Source organism: Vibrio sp. Sgm 5, assembly GCF_026241575.1.
GTDB lineage: Bacteria > Pseudomonadota > Gammaproteobacteria > Enterobacterales > Vibrionaceae > Vibrio > Vibrio jasicida.
In genome coordinates this window covers 12,215-30,021 of record NZ_JAPHPY010000016.1, presented here as the reverse complement: position 1 = coordinate 30,021, position 17,807 = coordinate 12,215, and the positions used below count along the sequence as shown (strand labels likewise).

The window sequence follows — 17,807 nt, the reverse complement described above, 5'->3', positions numbered from 1 at the left end:
GAAATTTGATAGATCAGGTCGTTATGCTACGGCGAGATCTAGGATCTTACGGCTGTTTTCTAGGTCAATCGCTTGGTTCTCGCCAAGAACGGTCATGCCGTGCTTTGATAGCTGTGCAATTACTGAGTCAATAGCGGCTTCACGATCATCACCGTAGCCTTCAAGTTGAGTTGCTACGTCTAGCTGATGATAGAAAGCTTCGATGGCTTGAATCGTGCGTTCTGCCAAATCTTCACTTTCTGATAAGCCAAATACGTTACGACCCATTTGCTCAAGCTTAGGGCGTTTGAACTGCATTTGGTTACGAAGTAGCGATGGTTGGATGATCGCTAGTGAGCGTGCGTGGTCTACGTGCCAAAGCGCAGTTAGTTCGTGACCAATCATGTGAGTCGCCCAGTCTTGTGGAACGCCACTACCAATAAGGCCGTTCAATGCTTGGTTTGCTGTCCACATTAGGTTCGCACGCCATTGGTCGTTATCACGTTCTGCGAACTGATCGCCGAGTACTTTTAGGTTTTTAAGTAGCGCTTCTGCATAGCCGTCTTGAACCATTGCGCCTGTTGGTAATGTTAGGTATTGCTCACAAACGTGAACCCATGCATCCACAAGACCGTTGATAAGCTGACGCTCTGGCAGGGTCTTCATTACGTCTGGGTCAAGAACTGCAAACTTCGGTTGAACTGCAGGTGCTAAGAACGCCAATTTATCTTGCGTTTCTTTCTTCGTGATTACCGCGCCCATATTTGACTCGGAACCTGTTGCAGGCAGTGTCAAAATAGCTGCGAGTGGTGTTGCTTCTGTTACTTGGTGTTTACCTACCATGATGTCCCAGCCATCACCATCGTACTTAGCCGCAGCTGCAACGTATTTAGAACCATCAATTACTGAGCCACCACCAACAGCAAGAATAAAATCAACATTCTGCTCTTTAACGGTCGCTACCGCTTTATCCAAGGTTTCTTTCGTTGGGTTTGGCTCTACGCCAGAGAATTCAAGCCACTCGCGACCTTCAAGTGCTTGTGCAACTTGGTCGTACACGTCGTTCTTTTTAATAGAACCGCCACCGTAGATAACCAGTACTTTTTGGTCTGCAGGGATTGCATCTTTGATTGCGGCAATTTGGCCTTGGCCAAAGAAGATTTGAGTAGGGTTGACGTATGAAAAGTTCATTATTAGACCTCTTGCTTCCAATGTGAGGATGGTTAATACATGCATATTAGTATGCGTTAATGGCGCTGAGTAGACCGATTTCTGCAAATTTATTGCCTATTTCTACAAATATACCGTTCTTGTGCTGGAACTGTAATCGGAACTCCAAGTATAGTGCGTGCATAACTATTGGAGTGACAAGATGAAGACACTTGCTGAGATCATGCAGCAGTACGCCACTAAATATGGTTTAGATGATTTAGAAGGCATTAAAGAAACCGCCATTGATGGTGTGTGGTTTTATCGCAGTAGCAAAGGCAATAATCGTCAACCTTTTGTTTATCAATCAGGGATTATTGTTTTAGGGCAAGGTTACAAGAATATTCATATTGGCCAAACGCCGGTACGTTATGGCCCTGACGATTATTTGGTTGTAGGGGTGCCTATGCCACTTGAGTGCGAAGCAATTTCTGTTAACGACGAGCCTTTGTTGGGTATTTCCATTGATATTTCTCCCGCCATGCTTCAAAAGTTGGTCAAAAAACTGGAGTCGCAACACTTCAGTAATACTTGTGAGGACGCTGCTCGTTGTGGGTTGAAATCGGTTCGTATGAACGATCAAATGCTGGATGCGTGCAAACGCCTAATGAAGGCATTGTGTAACGATCTTGAAGTCGCGATGCTTGGCGACATGCTTCTAGAAGAGATCGTCTACCGTACTTTGGTGAGTGAATCCGGCCATGTTCTTTTTGAGCTCGCACATCAAGAGGGGTCGTATGCGAGGGTTGCAAAAGCATTAAACCGCGTTCATCAGGAATACCATGAACAACTCAATGTACAAACGTTGGCTGAAGAGGCGAACATGAGTGTATCCGCGTTTCACCAAGCGTTTAGAAGTGTGACTCTAGAATCGCCTTTGCAATACATCAAAAAGGTGCGTTTAAACAAAGCTCGTGAATTGATTCAGCTTGAAGGAAGAAGAGTGAATGACGCCGCGAGACAAGTGGGCTATAGCAGTCCTTCTCAGTTTAGTCGTGAGTACAAGCGGCACTTTAACGAAACGCCAAGATCAACAAAGGCTTAGTGATCTTTATTTCAAAATTAGGACTTTTTTTGTGTTTTTTAATTATTTGCGATCGATATATTTATTTGAGTAATAAAATTAGTTATCGGTGCAAAATAAGATGTCATTCGTTGCAAAGTTTTAGTGGATTCTTGAGAGGTGTTGCTGAAAATCTATAAATTCTTAGTGTGAAACTCTGTACTTGTACTTAAGTTATTTTACGTCGAAACAAAAGTAATGATGCGCAGTATTTAAAGCGTATTTTGTATTGTACTAACAATAACTTAAGGAAGAGCAATATGCACCTTAGAAACGGGAAAGCAGTAAAGAGTGTATTTACACTCAGTACGTTAACTGCATCTTGTCTAATGGCCTTCAACAGCTATGCAGCCGTTGATTGTACGCCGTTAGCGGCTTGGGATTCGTCAAAGGTTTACAATGGCGGTGACCAAGTTCAACACGAAAACAGCGCATACAAAGCGCGCTACTGGACGCAAAACAACAACCCTGCACAGTCCGGTCAATGGGGGGAGTGGGAAAACCTTGGCGCTTGTGATGGTGGCCCAATTGACCCACCAGTGAATGAAGTTCCGACAGTTTCATTAACTTCACCTTCTGCGTCGGCTTCAATTACAGCAGGTGATGTTGTTACTCTTGCTGCGGATGCGGCAGATACGGATGGAACCATCAGTAAAGTTGAATTCTTTGTTGATGGCGCTCTAGTGGGTACGTCAACTGCAGCACCTTTCACAGCATCATGGACGGCGACTGAAGGCGCGCATGAATTCTCAACGAAAGCTTACGATGATAAAAACGCAGTGAGTGCGGCAAGTGCTGTAACCCTTACTGTTAACGCCGGTCAGCCTGGTAATGAAGCACCAACCGTTGACGTAGCTCTCTCTGCAACGACTGTGGATCTTGGTGGTACGGTAACGGTGACTGCAAATGCAGCTGATGCTGACGGTGCGGTTGCGAAAGTGGAATTCTTCGCAGCAGGTACGCTGATTGGTACAGCAACTGCTGCTCCTTATTCGGTTGACTTTACTGCAGCAACGGCAGGCAACGTCTCAATTTACGCGAAAGCGACAGACGATGCTGGTGCGACAACAGACTCTTCTCTTGTATCGTTAGTGATTAATGGCGGTGCGGTTACTTCAAACTGTCGTCCAGATGGTCTGTATCAAACGGCAGGTGTCGACGTTCCTTACTGTACTATTTACGATGAAGATGGTCGTGAACTAATGGGTACAGATCACCCGCGTCGTGTTATCGGTTACTTCACAAGCTGGCGTAGTGGGGATGACCCGCAAGCTGCATACTTAGTGAAAGACATTCCTTGGGATCAGCTAACACACATTAATTACGCGTTCGTGAGCATTGGCTCAGACGGTAAAGTGAATGTGGGCGATGTAACAGATCCAACTAACCCAGCAACAGGTAAAACATGGCCAGGTGTTGAAGTTGACCCAGCACTGGGCTTTAAAGGTCACTTCGGTGCACTTGCAACTTATAAGCAAAAACACGATGTTAAGACGCTAATTTCAATTGGTGGTTGGGCTGAAACCGGCGGTCACTTCGGTGCTGATGGTAATCGTGTTGCTGACGGTGGTTTCTACACCATGACAACTAATGCTGATGGCTCTATCAACCATGCTGGTATCGAGAAGTTTGCAACGTCTGCCGTTGAAATGATGCGTACCTACAAGTTTGACGGTCTAGATATCGACTACGAGTACCCAACGTCAATGGCGGGTGCTGGTAACCCTTACGATAAAGACTTCATGGAACCACGTCGTGCTTACTTATGGGCATCTTACCAAGAGCTGATGAAAGTTCTACGTGAGAAATTAGATGCGGCTTCTTCGCAAGACGGCATCCACTACATGCTAACAATCGCGGCGCCTTCTTCTGGTTACTTACTGCGTGGTATGGAAACGTTCGACGTTACTAAGTACCTCGATTACGTAAACATCATGACCTACGACTTGCACGGTGCTTGGAATGATCACGTTGGTCACAACGCTGCCTTGTACGACACTGGTAAAGATTCTGAGTTGGCACAGTGGAACGTATACGGCACGGCGGCATACGGTGGTATCGGCTACTTGAATACTGACTGGGCGTATCACTACTTCCGTGGTTCTATGCCAGCAGGTCGAATTAACATCGGTGTTCCTTACTACACTCGTGGTTGGCAAGGTGTAACAGGTGGTGATAATGGCCTATGGGGCCGAGCAGCACTTCCTAACCAATCTGAATGTGCTCCTGGCACTGGTGAGGGTGAGAAGAACAATTGTGGTCACGGCGCTATCGGTATCGATAACATGTGGCATGACACTGACCCTAAAGGCAACGAAATGGGTGCAGGTTCAAACCCAATGTGGCATGCGAAGAACCTAGAGAAAGGTATTTGGGGTTCTTACGCTCAAGCTTACGGCCTAGATCCTGTGAACGATCCAACGGACAAGTTTGTTGGTTCTTATACTCGTCACTATGATGATGTTGCGGTTGCACCATGGCTATGGAATGCTGAGAAGAGCGTTTTCCTATCGACAGAAGATAAAGCGTCTGTACAAGTGAAAGCGGACTACGTTATCGACAAAGAAATCGGTGGCATTATGTTCTGGGAACTGGCAGGTGACTACAACTGTTATGTACTAGACGCAAATGGCAACCGTACTGCAATCGACGCTACAGAACAGGCTTGTGCGGCGGGCAATGGTGAGTACCACATGGGTAACACTATGACTAAAGCGATTTACGACAAGTTTAAGTCTGCAACGCCTTACGGTAACAAGATCGCAACTGGTGCAATCCCAACTGAAGCAGTAGACATTGCAGTGAGTGTTGGTGGTTTCAAAGTTGGTGACCAAAACTACCCAATCAACCCTAAGATCACGTTCACCAACAACACGGGTCAAGCTATCCCTGGTGGTACGGAATTCCAATTCGATATTCCTGTATCTGCTCCGGATAACGCGAAAGATCAGTCTGGTGGCGGTCTAAGTGTGATTGCTTCTGGCCATACTCGTGCGAACAACATTGGTGGTTTAGATGGTGTAATGCACCGCGTATCTTTCTCGCTACCAGCATGGAAAGACCTACCAGCGGGCGGCACTTACGAGCTTGATATGGTTTACTACTTACCAATCTCTGGCCCAGCTAACTATACGGTGATTTCTGGCGGTAAAGAGTTTGCGTTTAAGTTTGAGCAACCAGACCTACCAATTGGTGACCTAAACTCTGGTACTGGCGGCGGCGGTGGTACTGAGCCGGGTACTTGTGACACTGCGGGTCTAGTTACTTACCCAGATCTTCCACAAACAGATTGGCAAGGTAACCCAAGCCACGCTAACCAAGGTGATAAAGTGATTCACAATGGTGTGGTGTACCAAGCAAATTGGTGGACAGCATCTGAGCCGGGTAGCGATGGTAGTTGGGCGACAGTATGTAACATCTAATCCGTTTTAATCGGTTATGGAAAAGCGCGCGATGTAAATCGCGCGCTTTTTATTATGGGAGATTAATAGTGTTACCAATGGCGAGTCAGTTAGAATTCATACCCCTCAGGGATAACCACGATGCCTTTTTCCGATACGTGGAATCGCTTTGCATCCTCGATCTTGTTCATACCGATTTGAGTGTGTGGTGGGATGCAAACATGTTTATCGATAATACAGTTCACGAGTTGGCAGCCTTCGCCTACTTCAACATCATCAAAAATAATGCTGTCCACGACAGTTGCGCTGTCTTGAATTCGCACATTCGATGCAATAACCGAGTGCTGAACTGAACCGCCTGAGTTGATTACGCCGTTTGCAATGATGGAGTTAATGAAAATACCCTCATTGCCAGTAGCAGAAGAAACGGTTCGTGCTGGTGGAAATTGAGCTTCATAGGTTCGAATAGCCCAATTGGGTTGGTACAAGTTCATCGGTGGAACGGGTTCTAACAAATCCATATTTGCTTCATAGAAAGAGTCAATCGTACCCACATCGCGCCAATAGCAGTCTTTGTCAACCCGGCCTTTGCTGCCACAAAATTTGTATGCGTAAACCGACTCGGTATCAATGAGCTTAGGAATGATATCTTTACCAAAATCGTGGCTCGACTCTTCGAGTTGCGAGTCTTGTTCGAGAGCGTCTTGCAATACATCCATATTGAAGATGTAAATTCCCATCGATGCGAGACTCTGTGTCGGATCATCAGGCAGAGTAGGTGGGCTTTCTGGTTTCTCGATGAAAGACTGCACCAAACCACTTTCATTTGTTCCCATCACACCAAAAGCGGCTGCTTCTTCTACAGGAACATCCATACAAGCTACAGTTAGTTTTGCTCCGTTCGATTTATGCTCTTCGAGCATTGCCGCGTAGTCCATTCGATAGATATGGTCGCCGGATAGAACGACAACGTACTTGGCATCATTACGGTCGAGAAGCCACATGTTGTGGTAAATAGCGTCCGCAGTGCCTTCGTACCATGCACCACCTTTGCGCATTTGGGGTGGGACAGCGGTAATGTACTCACCAAGTTCGGGATTAAAAACGGACCATCCATCTCTTAAGTGTTTTTGTAATGAGTGGGATTTGTATTGAGTGAGAACTAATATCTTTCTTAAACCTGAATGAAGACAATTAGTTAGTGTAAAGTCGATGATTCGGTATTTTCCTCCAAAGGGGACCGCAGGTTTTGCCCTATCATCGGTCAATGGACTGAGTCGAGAACCCATTCCTCCAGCTAAAATTACGGCGAGTGCATCTTGCATAATATTCCCTTTCCCTTGTCCTTCGTGTCCTGAAGCAGCGATAAGCCTGAGGAGTTAGCCAACTGCTTGCGTGCTTATATTTGACGTTATGTAATGCTACATAACGCATTACAAGATTCGAGCCACAGAATTTTTCTAATAGAATCAATGCGCTTTGAACAAAATGGAAGATTGGTTGCACTACATTAGGGAGTTAAGGAATATACCGTGCACTATATTGGTGAAAGGGAGGTGTGGAAGTAGGACCTTGGTGTTGGTTTACACTGTAAAGCTATTTAAAAACAGAGGATTAAGAGGGTTAAGAGGAATAAATGGAAAAATAGGAGTGTTGAACACTCCCATTCTATTTTTAAATTCGCATACCTTAAGACAGGCCGATAATATTGCCTTGATCATCAAGGTCCAAATTCATAAATGCTGGTTTATCTGGTAAGCCTGGCATGGTCATAACATTACCTGAAAGCGCGTAAACAAAGCCAGCGCCTGCGCACAAACGCAGTTCTCGAATTGGTACGCTAAAGCCATTTGGTGCCCCTTTAATGGCAGAGTCGGTTGTGATCGACAATGGTGTCTTAGCAATACAGACCGCTAGGTTATCAAAGCCGAGCGCTTCAAAGTGTGCTAATTGTTTTTTCGCTTGCTCGCTCATGTCGATAGTTGACGCCCCATAACCCGCTTCACACACTGCCATCAATTTTTCTTTTAGAGGCTGTTCTGGCGTGTAAAGGGGACGGAATGATGAGGGCTGCTCACAGGCTTCAACAACATGTTGCGCCAACTCAATCGTGCCTTCACCCCCTTGGACAAATGCCGTGCTCACGGCCACTTTTACATCCGGATTGAAACGTTTAACCAATGATTTCAACTCACTAAGTTCTTCTAATGAATCTTGAGGGAATTGGTTAATAGCGACGACCGCAGGAATACCATATTTATGGACATTGTTAATATGCCATTTTAGGTTTTCAAATCCTGCTTCTAATGCGGCTTGGTCAGGGTTAAAGATTGAATCCGGAATCGCCATACCTGGGCGAAGATCATAATGACCCGAATTGGCTTTTAGGCCCCGGAGTGTTGCTACGATTACCACACAGTCCGGGGCTCGATTCGCTGCCGAAGCTTTAATATTGCACGCTTTCTCGAAACCCATATCAGAACCAAAACCCGCCTCAGTGACAACGTAACTAGAAAGTTTTAATGCAATTTGATCGGCAATGATAGAGGAGTTGCCATGGGCTATGTTGGCAAAAGGGCCTGCGTGAATCAACGTAGGTACACCTTCCAACGTTTGCATGAGTGTTGGGGCAATGGTGTCTTTTAGTGTGACAGCCATAGCCCCTGCGACTTGTAGATCTTCCGTCGTAATCGGTTTGCCTTCTAAGTTGTAAGCGACAACAATCCGACCTATACGCTGGCGTAAGTCGTTTAAATCTTTTGCAAGCGCGAGTATCGCCATCAGCTCGGAAGCGGCAGAGATATCAAACCCTTCATCACGCTCAAAGCCGTTAATGGTTTTACCTTCTTCGTTCAGACCAATTTTCACCATACGCAGTGCGCGATCGTTATGGTCCATAACACGTTTCCACGTGATACGCTCAACGTCGATTTTAAGCGCAGTTAAACCCGTTCGTGCTTCAAATGCCTCATAGCCTTCTCGTTGTTCATGGTAAAGACGTGCATCCAATGCTGCAGAAGCAAGGTTGTGTGCTGCGGTAACAGCATGAATATCGCCTGTGAGATGAAGATTTAGTTCGTCCATAGGGGCGACTTGAGAGTAACCACCGCCAGCTGCACCACCTTTGACTCCAAAGACTGGCCCCATTGAAGGTTGGCGAATGCATGCCATGACCGATTGGTTAATCTTGGAAAGGCCTTGTGATAAACCAATAGTGGTAACGGTTTTACCTTCACCAAGAGGGGTGGGCGTGATTGCAGTAACCAATACCAATTTACCGTCTTGATTTGTATGAAGGCGTTGAAGGCACTGGGGGTAAACTTTGGCTTTATATTTTCCGTGTGTATCAAATTCGTGCGGTAAAAGGCCTGCGTTTGCGGCAACGGTAGCGATGGAAGATAACGGTGTGTTTCGGCAAATTTCAATATCAGACTGCATGGATACTCCAAAAAAATGGCTAACACGTAGCGAGCAACATTAGCCATCTGAGCTGCGGCCTTGTTGTTGCGCAAACGTTTGCGCGAGAATAATACTGGTAAAAAATAAGGTGTAAAGCAGTTCGTGAGCCTTAGCGTGCTACATCATAACAAAAACCACTAATTACTACGCTAGATCAAAACAAAAAGGCCACCAAATGGTGACCTTCGCATATTTATTGCTCTAAGTACTTGGTTCTTATCGATCCCAGTAGGTCTCTTCTAGACTATCTTCGCGTTCTGGTAGCGCACGTGATAGACGAGGTGAGTGTTGTGTCAGTACTTCGTAGCTTACGCGGTTTGCGTATTTACAAATTTGCGACAGAGAAGAGTAGGTTAGGCAACGTACTTCGTGTTTCTCTGAGTTTGGCACTTCTTTATTGTGGAATGAGTTAGCTGCCATGTCGTGCAACAGTGCAGAGAGCGCAGCGTCGCCAGCTCCATTCGTGTTTTTAATCTCAAGAGGGCCGCCAAGGTATGGACCAATGTGAGAGTACACTTTCATTGGATTCTGGCAGTCGTCTTTACGCATTGCACGGCTAAACTCAAACTTGTTGAAGTCTTCAATTGAGCCTTCAAGAATATCGTGAGTGGTTTCACGCTTCACTTTTTCATCCGTGTAGCCAGCCATGTAAAGGCCATCTGGACCAGCAGTGCAAAGAACAAGGTCCACCCATTCCAGAGCTTTGTTTGCAGCAGCAAGCGGATCATTCTCACCTGTTAACGCTGCTCCTTCTTCTTCATTCATTGCGACAACTGATACGTTCTCGCGAATGTACTCTTGCCACCATTTAGCATTACCTTCGATAACGTATTTAGTGCCTAAAGTCAGTACCACAGGGACTTCGTGTTTCTTTGCAAACTCGATAGCGCGTTGAACGGCTTGCGGCATCTGGTCTTCTTCTTTACCACGCATTAGGTAAGAAGAAACCACAAGAGCAGAAGCTTTGGTAAATACTTCTTCCGGGATGCTCTCTGGAGAGAGCTTGTTCATATGACCTTCATTGATTGCGAACGTACGTTCACCATCTTGAGTGATCAGTGTGTAACAGCGACCAATCGGACCATCTACGGTTTGTAGGTGGTTCAAGTTCATACGAGAAGAGGTACGGCATAAGTAGCGGTATGCGAATGAACCTACTTGGATGTTTTTAGACATCACACCAAGAAGTACGGATTTACTGTCTGCAAGTACCGAGTAGTTGTGAAGCGTGTTGCCGATTGTGTCACCAGGGTATTGGTGCGTAATCAGGCCTTGTTCAACGAGCTCTTCGTACAGTGCATCAGCTTTACTCTCTTCAAGAACGAGAGAGTGACCTTTACTTAGGTTATATTTTTCTAAAAACGCATCATCTACACGCGCTTCGATATCTACGATGGTTTGACCAACACCGACAACCGTTGGACGGTACAATTTAGGTGCTTGTCGAATTTGGTTTACTAATGGATCTCGAGCGTGAGTTGGGAAGTAGTGTTTAGATTTTCGCTGACCAGGAAACTTCATGCTTGTTCTTGAGTGAGAAAAAAAGAGGCGGGATTGTATCACAAAATTTTGAAAATCGTTCCGTTTTATTGCAAAGAAATTTGCCCGCTGAAAAATTCAACGGGCTGCTGTTTTTACAAACAATTTAGACTTAATTTGTCGGATTTACCGTCGGTTCTACATACGCTTTTGTTCCATAAAGAGGGACAGTAGACAGGCTGTGTTTGAAGCTGCCTTCTGTTTCTTTGGTCGTGTAAGACAAGTAAAGCAATGTTTGGTTTTCTGGATCGTAGATACGACGTACTTTCATGGTTTTGAAGAAGATACTCTTTGACTTTTTAAAGACCACCTCACCCGATTTGCTCTTGTCAATTTTTGCAATCATCTCTGGTGTGATATCGCCTGTTTGACGACATGAGATGGAGCTGTCACTTGGATCAGACAAGCTTAGGTTTGCTTCAATAGAGGCAATATGACAAGTCACACCGGTAACGACCTCATCTTGAAGATGACCAATCTTGATGTCTTTCATTGTGAACATGCCCAGTGAAACATCCCCAACTTCGTTATCGCTACATCCAGCTAATACCGTCACCAAACCCAAAGCAAGCAAGCTCTTTTTCATTTTTTCATCCCTTAAATAGGCAAATTTATCGAATCAATTTATCAGACGTACGCAGTTAAAACAAAATTTGGCGTTACCTCAGGAGTTTAGCTAGGTTTGTAAGAGGCTTCATGCTAATGTACCGCTCCATAACGGGTGACGCCTATATTTCTAATCAAAGTCCCGTCTTTACTCGCTGCCAATGAATAGCGTGTAGCTCTGAAGGTAATAAAATGAACGAACAACAGTTAGAAAGTATTCAACGTAAAAATGCATGGCTACATGACTTGGTCGAGGTCGAGTTTCCAACTAAGGAAAGCTTAGAAGGACGAGCGACTTACTTTCGTGCTCTTGAGACGCAAGAATACCAAGTTATGGGTAAATCAGAGTTACTCGATAGTGATAACGCGTTAGGCAAAGACGATATTTTCCTTGTTGATTTTCATCGACTTACTGTGATGTTTTCTATTCTTCAGTCACAACGTTGGGCGGATAAGCACGACCAAGAAATGATCATTGAGTACCTGACTCAAATCATTTTGACCCCGGATTTTGAACTGTATGTTGGCTTTAAAGAGGGTGAAGCTGTGGGAGCGGCGATTGTTAGCCAACATGAGGAAAATACCCTTATCTCTGACATCGCTGTTTCTCAAAAGTTAGATAAATCAGACTTTATCGCGGATTTAGCGAAAAAATTGAACGACGATCAAAAGTTGTATGAAACAATAATAGTAGAAAATTGATCAATGTCGTGCTCAGTTAAGAGTTCGACATTTAGTATGTGCAACATCATTTCTTCTCGGCTGGGTATCACATGGTTAAGCGTTTGACGCGTTTATTGGCTCTTTTATTGTGCCTAGGGACGGCTGCAGTCAATGCTGACGAAACTGATTGGGAAATCAAACGAGTACTGGTTTTACATTCTTATGAGCCGTCCTATCAATGGACGAGTGATATTCAAAATGGCATCGAAGAAGGTTTCGAACAGACCAACAGCGAAGTTAAACTGTCTATTGAATATCTTGATGCTAAACGTATTCACTCCGATGGCTATTTTCAAAGGATGGCCAACTACCTACAGCTGAAATATCAAGACTACGAATTTGATGGTGTCATTATCTCTGATGACGCTGCCTTGCAATTCGCCAAGAAATATTTAGCTAACGCTGAACGTTCGACGCCTTTAGTGGCGGTCGGTATCAACGATACTTCGGCAAACTTAGATACCTTGAGTTCTGCCGGAAGTGTGCTCTATGAGCAAGACCGTGTTGTCGAGAACATTAAGTTAATCAATCAAGTACGCCCACAAATCAAAAACTTGTATTACTTAGCTGATCGAAGCATTACCTCTGAATTAATTCACCAACGTGTTGTTGAAGAAATGCAGAAGTACCCACAGATAAATCTGATTGAGCTGCGTGATGAAACACTCGCTGAAGCTTCAAACATGTTGGCAAAGGTAAGCCCAAACGATGCAGTTTTATTGACGCACTATAATACCGAAGCAGAACACGGACATTACCACTCATATCAAGAAGTCGCGCATGTTATTGGCTCAAAAAGTGGAGCGCCAGTATTTGTGTTGTGGGAAATGTACTTGGAAGAACCCGGAATATTAGGTGGCTTTGTCAATCGCTCTAAGCAATATGGATATGAAGCCGCAGAATTGATGTCAGGTAAACTTGGTTTGTCGATAACAAAGGTGGATGATGAGCTTATCTCTGAAGCAGTGCTCGATTTCGTTGCTATTCAAAAATACGGCATCAGCCGCTTCGATATACCGAGAACGGCCCACATCATTAACGCGCCACCACCAGCAATTCAAGTCAACGTAAAGCTATTGCTGTTCGCCTGCGCCCTCATTATTTTGTTGTTTATGGTGATTGTCAGTCAGTTTATGACGATACGCCAACGTAAAGAAATTGATCGCAAAAATCGTAAGATAGTGACGTTGCAAAAACGTACCTTAAGCGTTCAAAAAGAAATGATCCACGTGCTTGGTGAAGCGATTGAATCCCGCTCGGGTGAGACCGGGCAGCATGTTAAACGTGTCGCGAGGTTATCCGCGACATTGGCTGAGTTCTGCGGTTTGAGTCATCGTGAAGTCGAGATGATTGAAATTATAAGCCCAATGCACGATGTGGGTAAGATTGCGGTGCCTGAATCTATTTTAGATAAACAGGGCAAATTATCCCCCCAAGAATGGGAGGTGATGAAGCGACATACTGTGAAAGGTTATGAGCTGCTAAATAACCGCGAAGGTGAACTGACTAAACTTGCCGCTATCATCGCCTATGAGCACCATGAACGGTGGGATGGCACTGGCTACCCAAATGGATTGAAAGGTGAGGACATCCATCTATTTGCACGTATCGTTGCTATCGCAGATGTGTTCGATGCATTGCTGAGTGAACGTTGTTACAAGCGCGCTTGGACAATCGATGAGGTGGTAGAGTTATTTAAACGTGAGCAAGGTAAGCATTTTGACCCCGCGTTGTGTCAGTTAGTTCTCGATAATCTTGACGACTTTATAGAGGTTCGTTACTTATTCCCAGATAACGAGGTGTAAGCAAGCCATACCTACCGAGTGAAGTTTCATATTTCTTCAATTTGGATCTTCATTCGGTGATCTTGCTTAGAAAATCGTTAATTCCTCTTTCTCATTTCCACGAAATGCCAACTCAGTCGTTTAAACATTTTTAAACTTATCTATCATGAAGAAACATATTTAGTACCAATAAATAAGTCAATAAGATCAAATAAATTGGTTATTAGTGTTTTTTTATTATTTAGCGTCGGGGGAAGTCATGGCTATTAACAATATTAAGTGTGTTATTTTTGATTGCGATGGCACGCTCGTGGACAGTGAGCGTCTGTGTTGCCAAGCCTTGGTTAATGTTTTTAGCCAGTATGGGACAGAGATGACTTTTGATGAGTGTGTTGAACATTTTAAGGGCGGCAAACTGGCCGATATTCTACGCGATGCTAAGGTTCTGATGAATATTAACGTATCGATTGATGTGCTAGAGCCACAATATCGTGCTGAGTTGCAAAAACTGTTTGTTCGTCACCTACAACCAATGGATGGCGCTAAAAAACTGATTCAGTTTCTCGATGAGCACAATATTGAGTATTGCGTTGCTTCAAATGGCCCGAAAGATAAGATTGAGTACGCCTTAGAGCTCACAGGGTTGTTGGGGGCATTTAAGGGGAAAATCTTTTCCGCTTTTGATGCAAACAGTTGGAAGCCAGAACCTGATTTGATCATGTACAGCGCAATGAGCATGGGATTTTTACCAAGTGATTGCCTGTACATCGACGACACACCAAAAGGCGTTGAAGCCGGATTGAATGCGGGTATCAAGACCGTTCAGCTGTATAACGGTGCTGCTGTAAATCTCGTCGACGATGAGCGAGTCATTCGTATTCAGCACCTTGATGAACTAAAAGAGCAGCTCTTAGGCTGCTCCGTTTAGTGACATACGTTACTCAAACTGTGGATATGCTTGAATTTAGTTTGTAATAGTGGTGTTTGATGTAAGCATTGGATGGAAGAGAAGTTTTTAGTGTGAAACCCGCAAGAAGCACATGTGAATTTCTCACCATCTGATGAAATCATATATTCATCGCATTGGCAGAGCGGACACTGAAGATCTTCAGCGTTGTGAGCTTTGTTGTAATTATTCATATTATTCACCAGCAGCAAAATTGATTGGCAAGATCTAGAATAGCTGAACGCCTATCCTTTGAACATTCTTTCATCAAATACAGAAGATTATTTCGATTCACTTCAAACTAAATTATATCGGTGCTTTCTTTAAACTCAATTTAATTAAGTTCTCCCACTTTTGATACGAAAAAGAAATGACGAAACTTAGTGGTAATAATGAATAGATAACGTAATAAACAAGAAAAAGGGCTTCCAATTGGAAGCCCTTGTCGTAGGAAGCGGTTTGCTCTAAGCGGTACGATAACGCTTTAGTATTTCACCTAAAGAGTTTGATGCTTTGGTCAGATTGGTGACTCCCGATGTTGATTGCTCGGCGACTTCTCTGATGGTGTTTGATTGGGAGCGGATATCGGCCAGTTCGGAGGCAATGTCATTTGCGACAGCACTTTGCTCTTCCGCTGAAGTCGATATTTGAATACTCATGTCCATTAATGAGCGGGCCGAACTCGCAATCGAAGCTACATCGCCACCTATCTCATCAATCAAATGACTGCTTGTTTGTGCTTGTTGAACGGTACGGTTGGTGATCGAGGCAATGTTTTGGCTTTCCGTTTGTAGTTTTTCAATCATCGATTGAATCTCAACGGTGGCTTGTTGTGTTCGACTTGCAAGCGTACGTACTTCATCGGCTACCACTGCAAAACCACGGCCTTGTTCACCAGCACGAGCAGCTTCAATTGCAGCGTTTAAAGCGAGTAGGTTGGTTTGTTCAGAAATGGCATTGATTGTGGTAATCACTTCATTAATTTGAGTGGTGTTTTCATTGAGGCTTCCAACTGAAGCAGACGCCTGCTCAATATAGTTCGATAATGTGTCAATTTCAGATATGACACTCTGAACACGGATACGGCTCGTCTCAATTTGTTGTGTATCTTGATCGGACTGCATCATCGCTTGTTGAGAGATATTCGATACTTCTTTTGCGGATGCTGTCATTTCTTCCATTGCCGTCGCAACAGAATCAAGCGTTTGATATTGGTGCGTAATCTGTGTCTCACTCCGACGCATGTCTTTTTCGAAGGCCGTTGAAGTCTCACTCAATGTGTGTGCGTTGTTTTTTACGTTGTTGACTAGGTCAGTCAACGTATCCATCGATTTATCGAGTGCGCAGCCGATTGTTCCAAACTCGTCTCGGCCAGGATGAAAACCAAGACGTGAAGTTAGGTCGCCATCGCCGATTTTCTCAGTCGTCGTATACAGTACCCACAGTGCGCCGCCGATAAAGGTTGCGACCCAATATGAAAACAAACCAAATGGGACAATCCATAACATGCTAAGAAGGAAAGTTGTTAAAGCGTCTGTTTTAGCTTGTTTATATTGGTTAGATAAGTTTTGCGTTAACTGAATCGCTTGTCCGGATTCGAGTTGAGAGTATACCGTTACCGTACCATTATTGAATTTTGGGTTGTTTTGAGCGCTGACGTTTACCAACCCATCTATATTACGCAAATTTTCGGGTTGGGCTTGCACCACACCAGAAATTGTCGCTTGTGCAGAAGCAATTGAGCGTTGCTCAAATACCTGTATGTCATTGAAATATCGGCTTCCTGCCACTGAAGTTAGAGCTCCCAGAAATAGGAGGAAAATGGCCCACATTTTGTCGTTGATAGACATTTTAATGAATAGCTTATCTATCGTTCTAAACTCTACTTCTCTCATTTGTTACTCCATTTGAGATGAAAAGGATGGTGTACAAGTTATGCGACTATCGAAACAAAATATGCGATAGGAATCAGCAAAATATGTAACAGTCAGTTGATGTATTTCAAAATATGAGATCTAAATTCACAATAAACGGTTTGTCGTATCTTTTAATGACAGAAATATTGATTAACCATGACAATGAGCCTTTGTGTTTGTGGTGTCAGGCGGGTGGAGGGGGTTATAGAAGAGAAGAATCGATGCAAACGTTTACTTATGATTCCTGTCATAGCTTTCTAAATCTTTACTTCTCGCTGTCATGAATGTGTCATATAAAGTGTATAAAAAGGAGTTGCTGTCATCGATGAAGAAAAGAAATGACAGTGAAGATTGAAGCGGGTTGCTTCAGGAGATGTAAAACAAAGGAGGTCACAATGAGCGACCAATACCAAAACGACGAATGCCTAGAGTTGCTAGATGCACTTGAAATCGGTATTAACTTGTCGGAATACGTAGGCTCAGAAGACGAAGCCGAATAAGTACAATTAGTACTCTCACCGCGTCACAACAGACGTTATAATAAGTTCATGTAAGACGAGCCAAAAGGCCACTCACAGCGTCTAATGAACTTTCTAGCCCACCTGCATATTGCACAACATTGTAATAGCCATTTAATGGGAAACTTGCTTGGAGATTTCGTAAAGGGAGATCCAAGCAAGCAGTATCAAACTGACATTTCCAATGGCATTAAACTCCATCGCTTTGTTGACCGCATCACAGATCATCACCCCATAGTAGAAGAATGTAAGCCGCACTTTACTGGTGTCGCCCGTCGTTTTGCGCCTATTGCGCTTGATATGTTTTGGGATCATTGTTTGGCCAAACATTGGGACAGTTTTTCTTCTGAATCGTTAGATTCATTTGTCCACAAAGCTTTCAAACAAGTCGATGACCAAATCACAGATTCATTGCCATCAAGGTTTTTACTGATACATAACCGAATGTGGAGTGGTGGGTGGTTACAATCTTATCGCCAATTGGAAAACATAGAATTTGCGTTACATCGAATGTCTCAACGTACGCCTCGTATGGCGGATCTCACCACAACGTTTGAAGTATTGGATAAAGAGTATTCAACGTTAGAAGCAAAGTTTCCTGCGCTTTATCAAGATGTTCTGAGTGAATCACGAGAATTCTACCAACAACTGATCAATTCATAGA

General features: G+C 44.1%; 12 protein-coding genes. 6 read left to right on the top strand and 6 right to left on the bottom strand.

Annotated elements, in window-relative coordinates; genetic code table 11:
• Positions 1-21: 21 nt before the first annotated feature.
• Positions 22-1,170 carry an iron-containing alcohol dehydrogenase gene (locus OQJ86_RS11065; RefSeq protein ID WP_105067210.1) on the bottom strand — a complete coding sequence of 383 codons (1,149 nt, stop codon included), beginning with the start codon at positions 1,168-1,170 and terminating at the stop codon, positions 22-24.
• 181 nt (positions 1,171-1,351) lie between these two features.
• Here OQJ86_RS11065 and OQJ86_RS11060 point away from each other — a divergent pair, with 181 nt between their 5' ends.
• Together OQJ86_RS11060 and OQJ86_RS11055 are read left to right on the top strand one after the other, a co-directional pair.
• The gene (locus OQJ86_RS11060; RefSeq protein ID WP_265987749.1) at positions 1,352-2,233 is read left to right on the top strand and encodes an AraC family transcriptional regulator; all 882 of its coding nucleotides are present in this window, start codon (positions 1,352-1,354) and stop codon (positions 2,231-2,233) included.
• A 278-nt stretch (positions 2,234-2,511) separates the two neighbouring features.
• Positions 2,512-5,673 (top strand): chitinase C-terminal domain-containing protein, encoded by a 3,162-nt coding sequence (locus tag OQJ86_RS11055; protein ID WP_042604183.1) that lies wholly within the window; start codon positions 2,512-2,514, stop codon positions 5,671-5,673.
• A gap of 89 nt (positions 5,674-5,762) precedes the next feature.
• On the opposite strand, the gene glgC is transcribed toward OQJ86_RS11055, so the two are convergent.
• The 4 genes from glgC to OQJ86_RS11035 all read right to left on the bottom strand — a co-directional run bounded on the left by glgC (position 5,763) and on the right by OQJ86_RS11035 (position 11,236).
• Positions 5,763-6,977, bottom strand: a complete 1,215-nt coding sequence (glgC, locus tag OQJ86_RS11050) for a glucose-1-phosphate adenylyltransferase (protein WP_265987748.1) — start codon at positions 6,975-6,977, stop codon at positions 5,763-5,765.
• A gap of 364 nt (positions 6,978-7,341) precedes the next feature.
• Positions 7,342-9,090: a formate--tetrahydrofolate ligase gene (locus OQJ86_RS11045; protein WP_265987747.1), complete on the bottom strand. Its 1,749-nt coding sequence runs from the start codon at positions 9,088-9,090 to the stop codon at positions 7,342-7,344.
• A gap of 237 nt (positions 9,091-9,327) precedes the next feature.
• Positions 9,328-10,632, bottom strand: coding sequence for an inosine/guanosine kinase (locus OQJ86_RS11040; RefSeq protein ID WP_038870810.1), 1,305 nt, complete (start codon positions 10,630-10,632; stop codon positions 9,328-9,330).
• Between the two features lie 130 nt (positions 10,633-10,762).
• Positions 10,763-11,236 (bottom strand): CreA family protein, encoded by a 474-nt coding sequence (locus OQJ86_RS11035; RefSeq protein ID WP_038870808.1) that lies wholly within the window; start codon positions 11,234-11,236, stop codon positions 10,763-10,765.
• A 212-nt stretch (positions 11,237-11,448) separates the two neighbouring features.
• On the opposite strand from OQJ86_RS11035, the gene OQJ86_RS11030 reads away from it, so the two are divergent.
• The 3 genes from OQJ86_RS11030 (at position 11,449) to OQJ86_RS11020 (ending at position 14,691) form a co-directional block, all read left to right on the top strand.
• Positions 11,449-11,958 (top strand): hypothetical protein, encoded by a 510-nt coding sequence (locus OQJ86_RS11030; RefSeq protein ID WP_038870806.1) that lies wholly within the window; start codon positions 11,449-11,451, stop codon positions 11,956-11,958.
• 71 nt (positions 11,959-12,029) lie between these two features.
• The gene (locus OQJ86_RS11025; RefSeq protein WP_265987746.1) at positions 12,030-13,784 is read left to right on the top strand and encodes an HD domain-containing phosphohydrolase; all 1,755 of its coding nucleotides are present in this window, start codon (positions 12,030-12,032) and stop codon (positions 13,782-13,784) included.
• 238 nt (positions 13,785-14,022) lie between these two features.
• Positions 14,023-14,691: an HAD-IA family hydrolase gene (locus OQJ86_RS11020; protein WP_265987745.1), complete on the top strand. Its 669-nt coding sequence runs from the start codon at positions 14,023-14,025 to the stop codon at positions 14,689-14,691.
• Positions 14,692-15,173: 482 nt separating this feature from the next.
• On the opposite strand, the gene OQJ86_RS11015 is transcribed toward OQJ86_RS11020, so the two are convergent.
• Positions 15,174-16,604: a methyl-accepting chemotaxis protein gene (locus OQJ86_RS11015; RefSeq protein WP_265987744.1), complete on the bottom strand. Its 1,431-nt coding sequence runs from the start codon at positions 16,602-16,604 to the stop codon at positions 15,174-15,176.
• A 605-nt stretch (positions 16,605-17,209) separates the two neighbouring features.
• On the opposite strand from OQJ86_RS11015, the gene OQJ86_RS11010 reads away from it, so the two are divergent.
• Positions 17,210-17,806: an ACP phosphodiesterase gene (locus tag OQJ86_RS11010; RefSeq protein WP_102387672.1), complete on the top strand. Its 597-nt coding sequence runs from the start codon at positions 17,210-17,212 to the stop codon at positions 17,804-17,806.
• Position 17,807 lies beyond the last annotated feature (1 nt).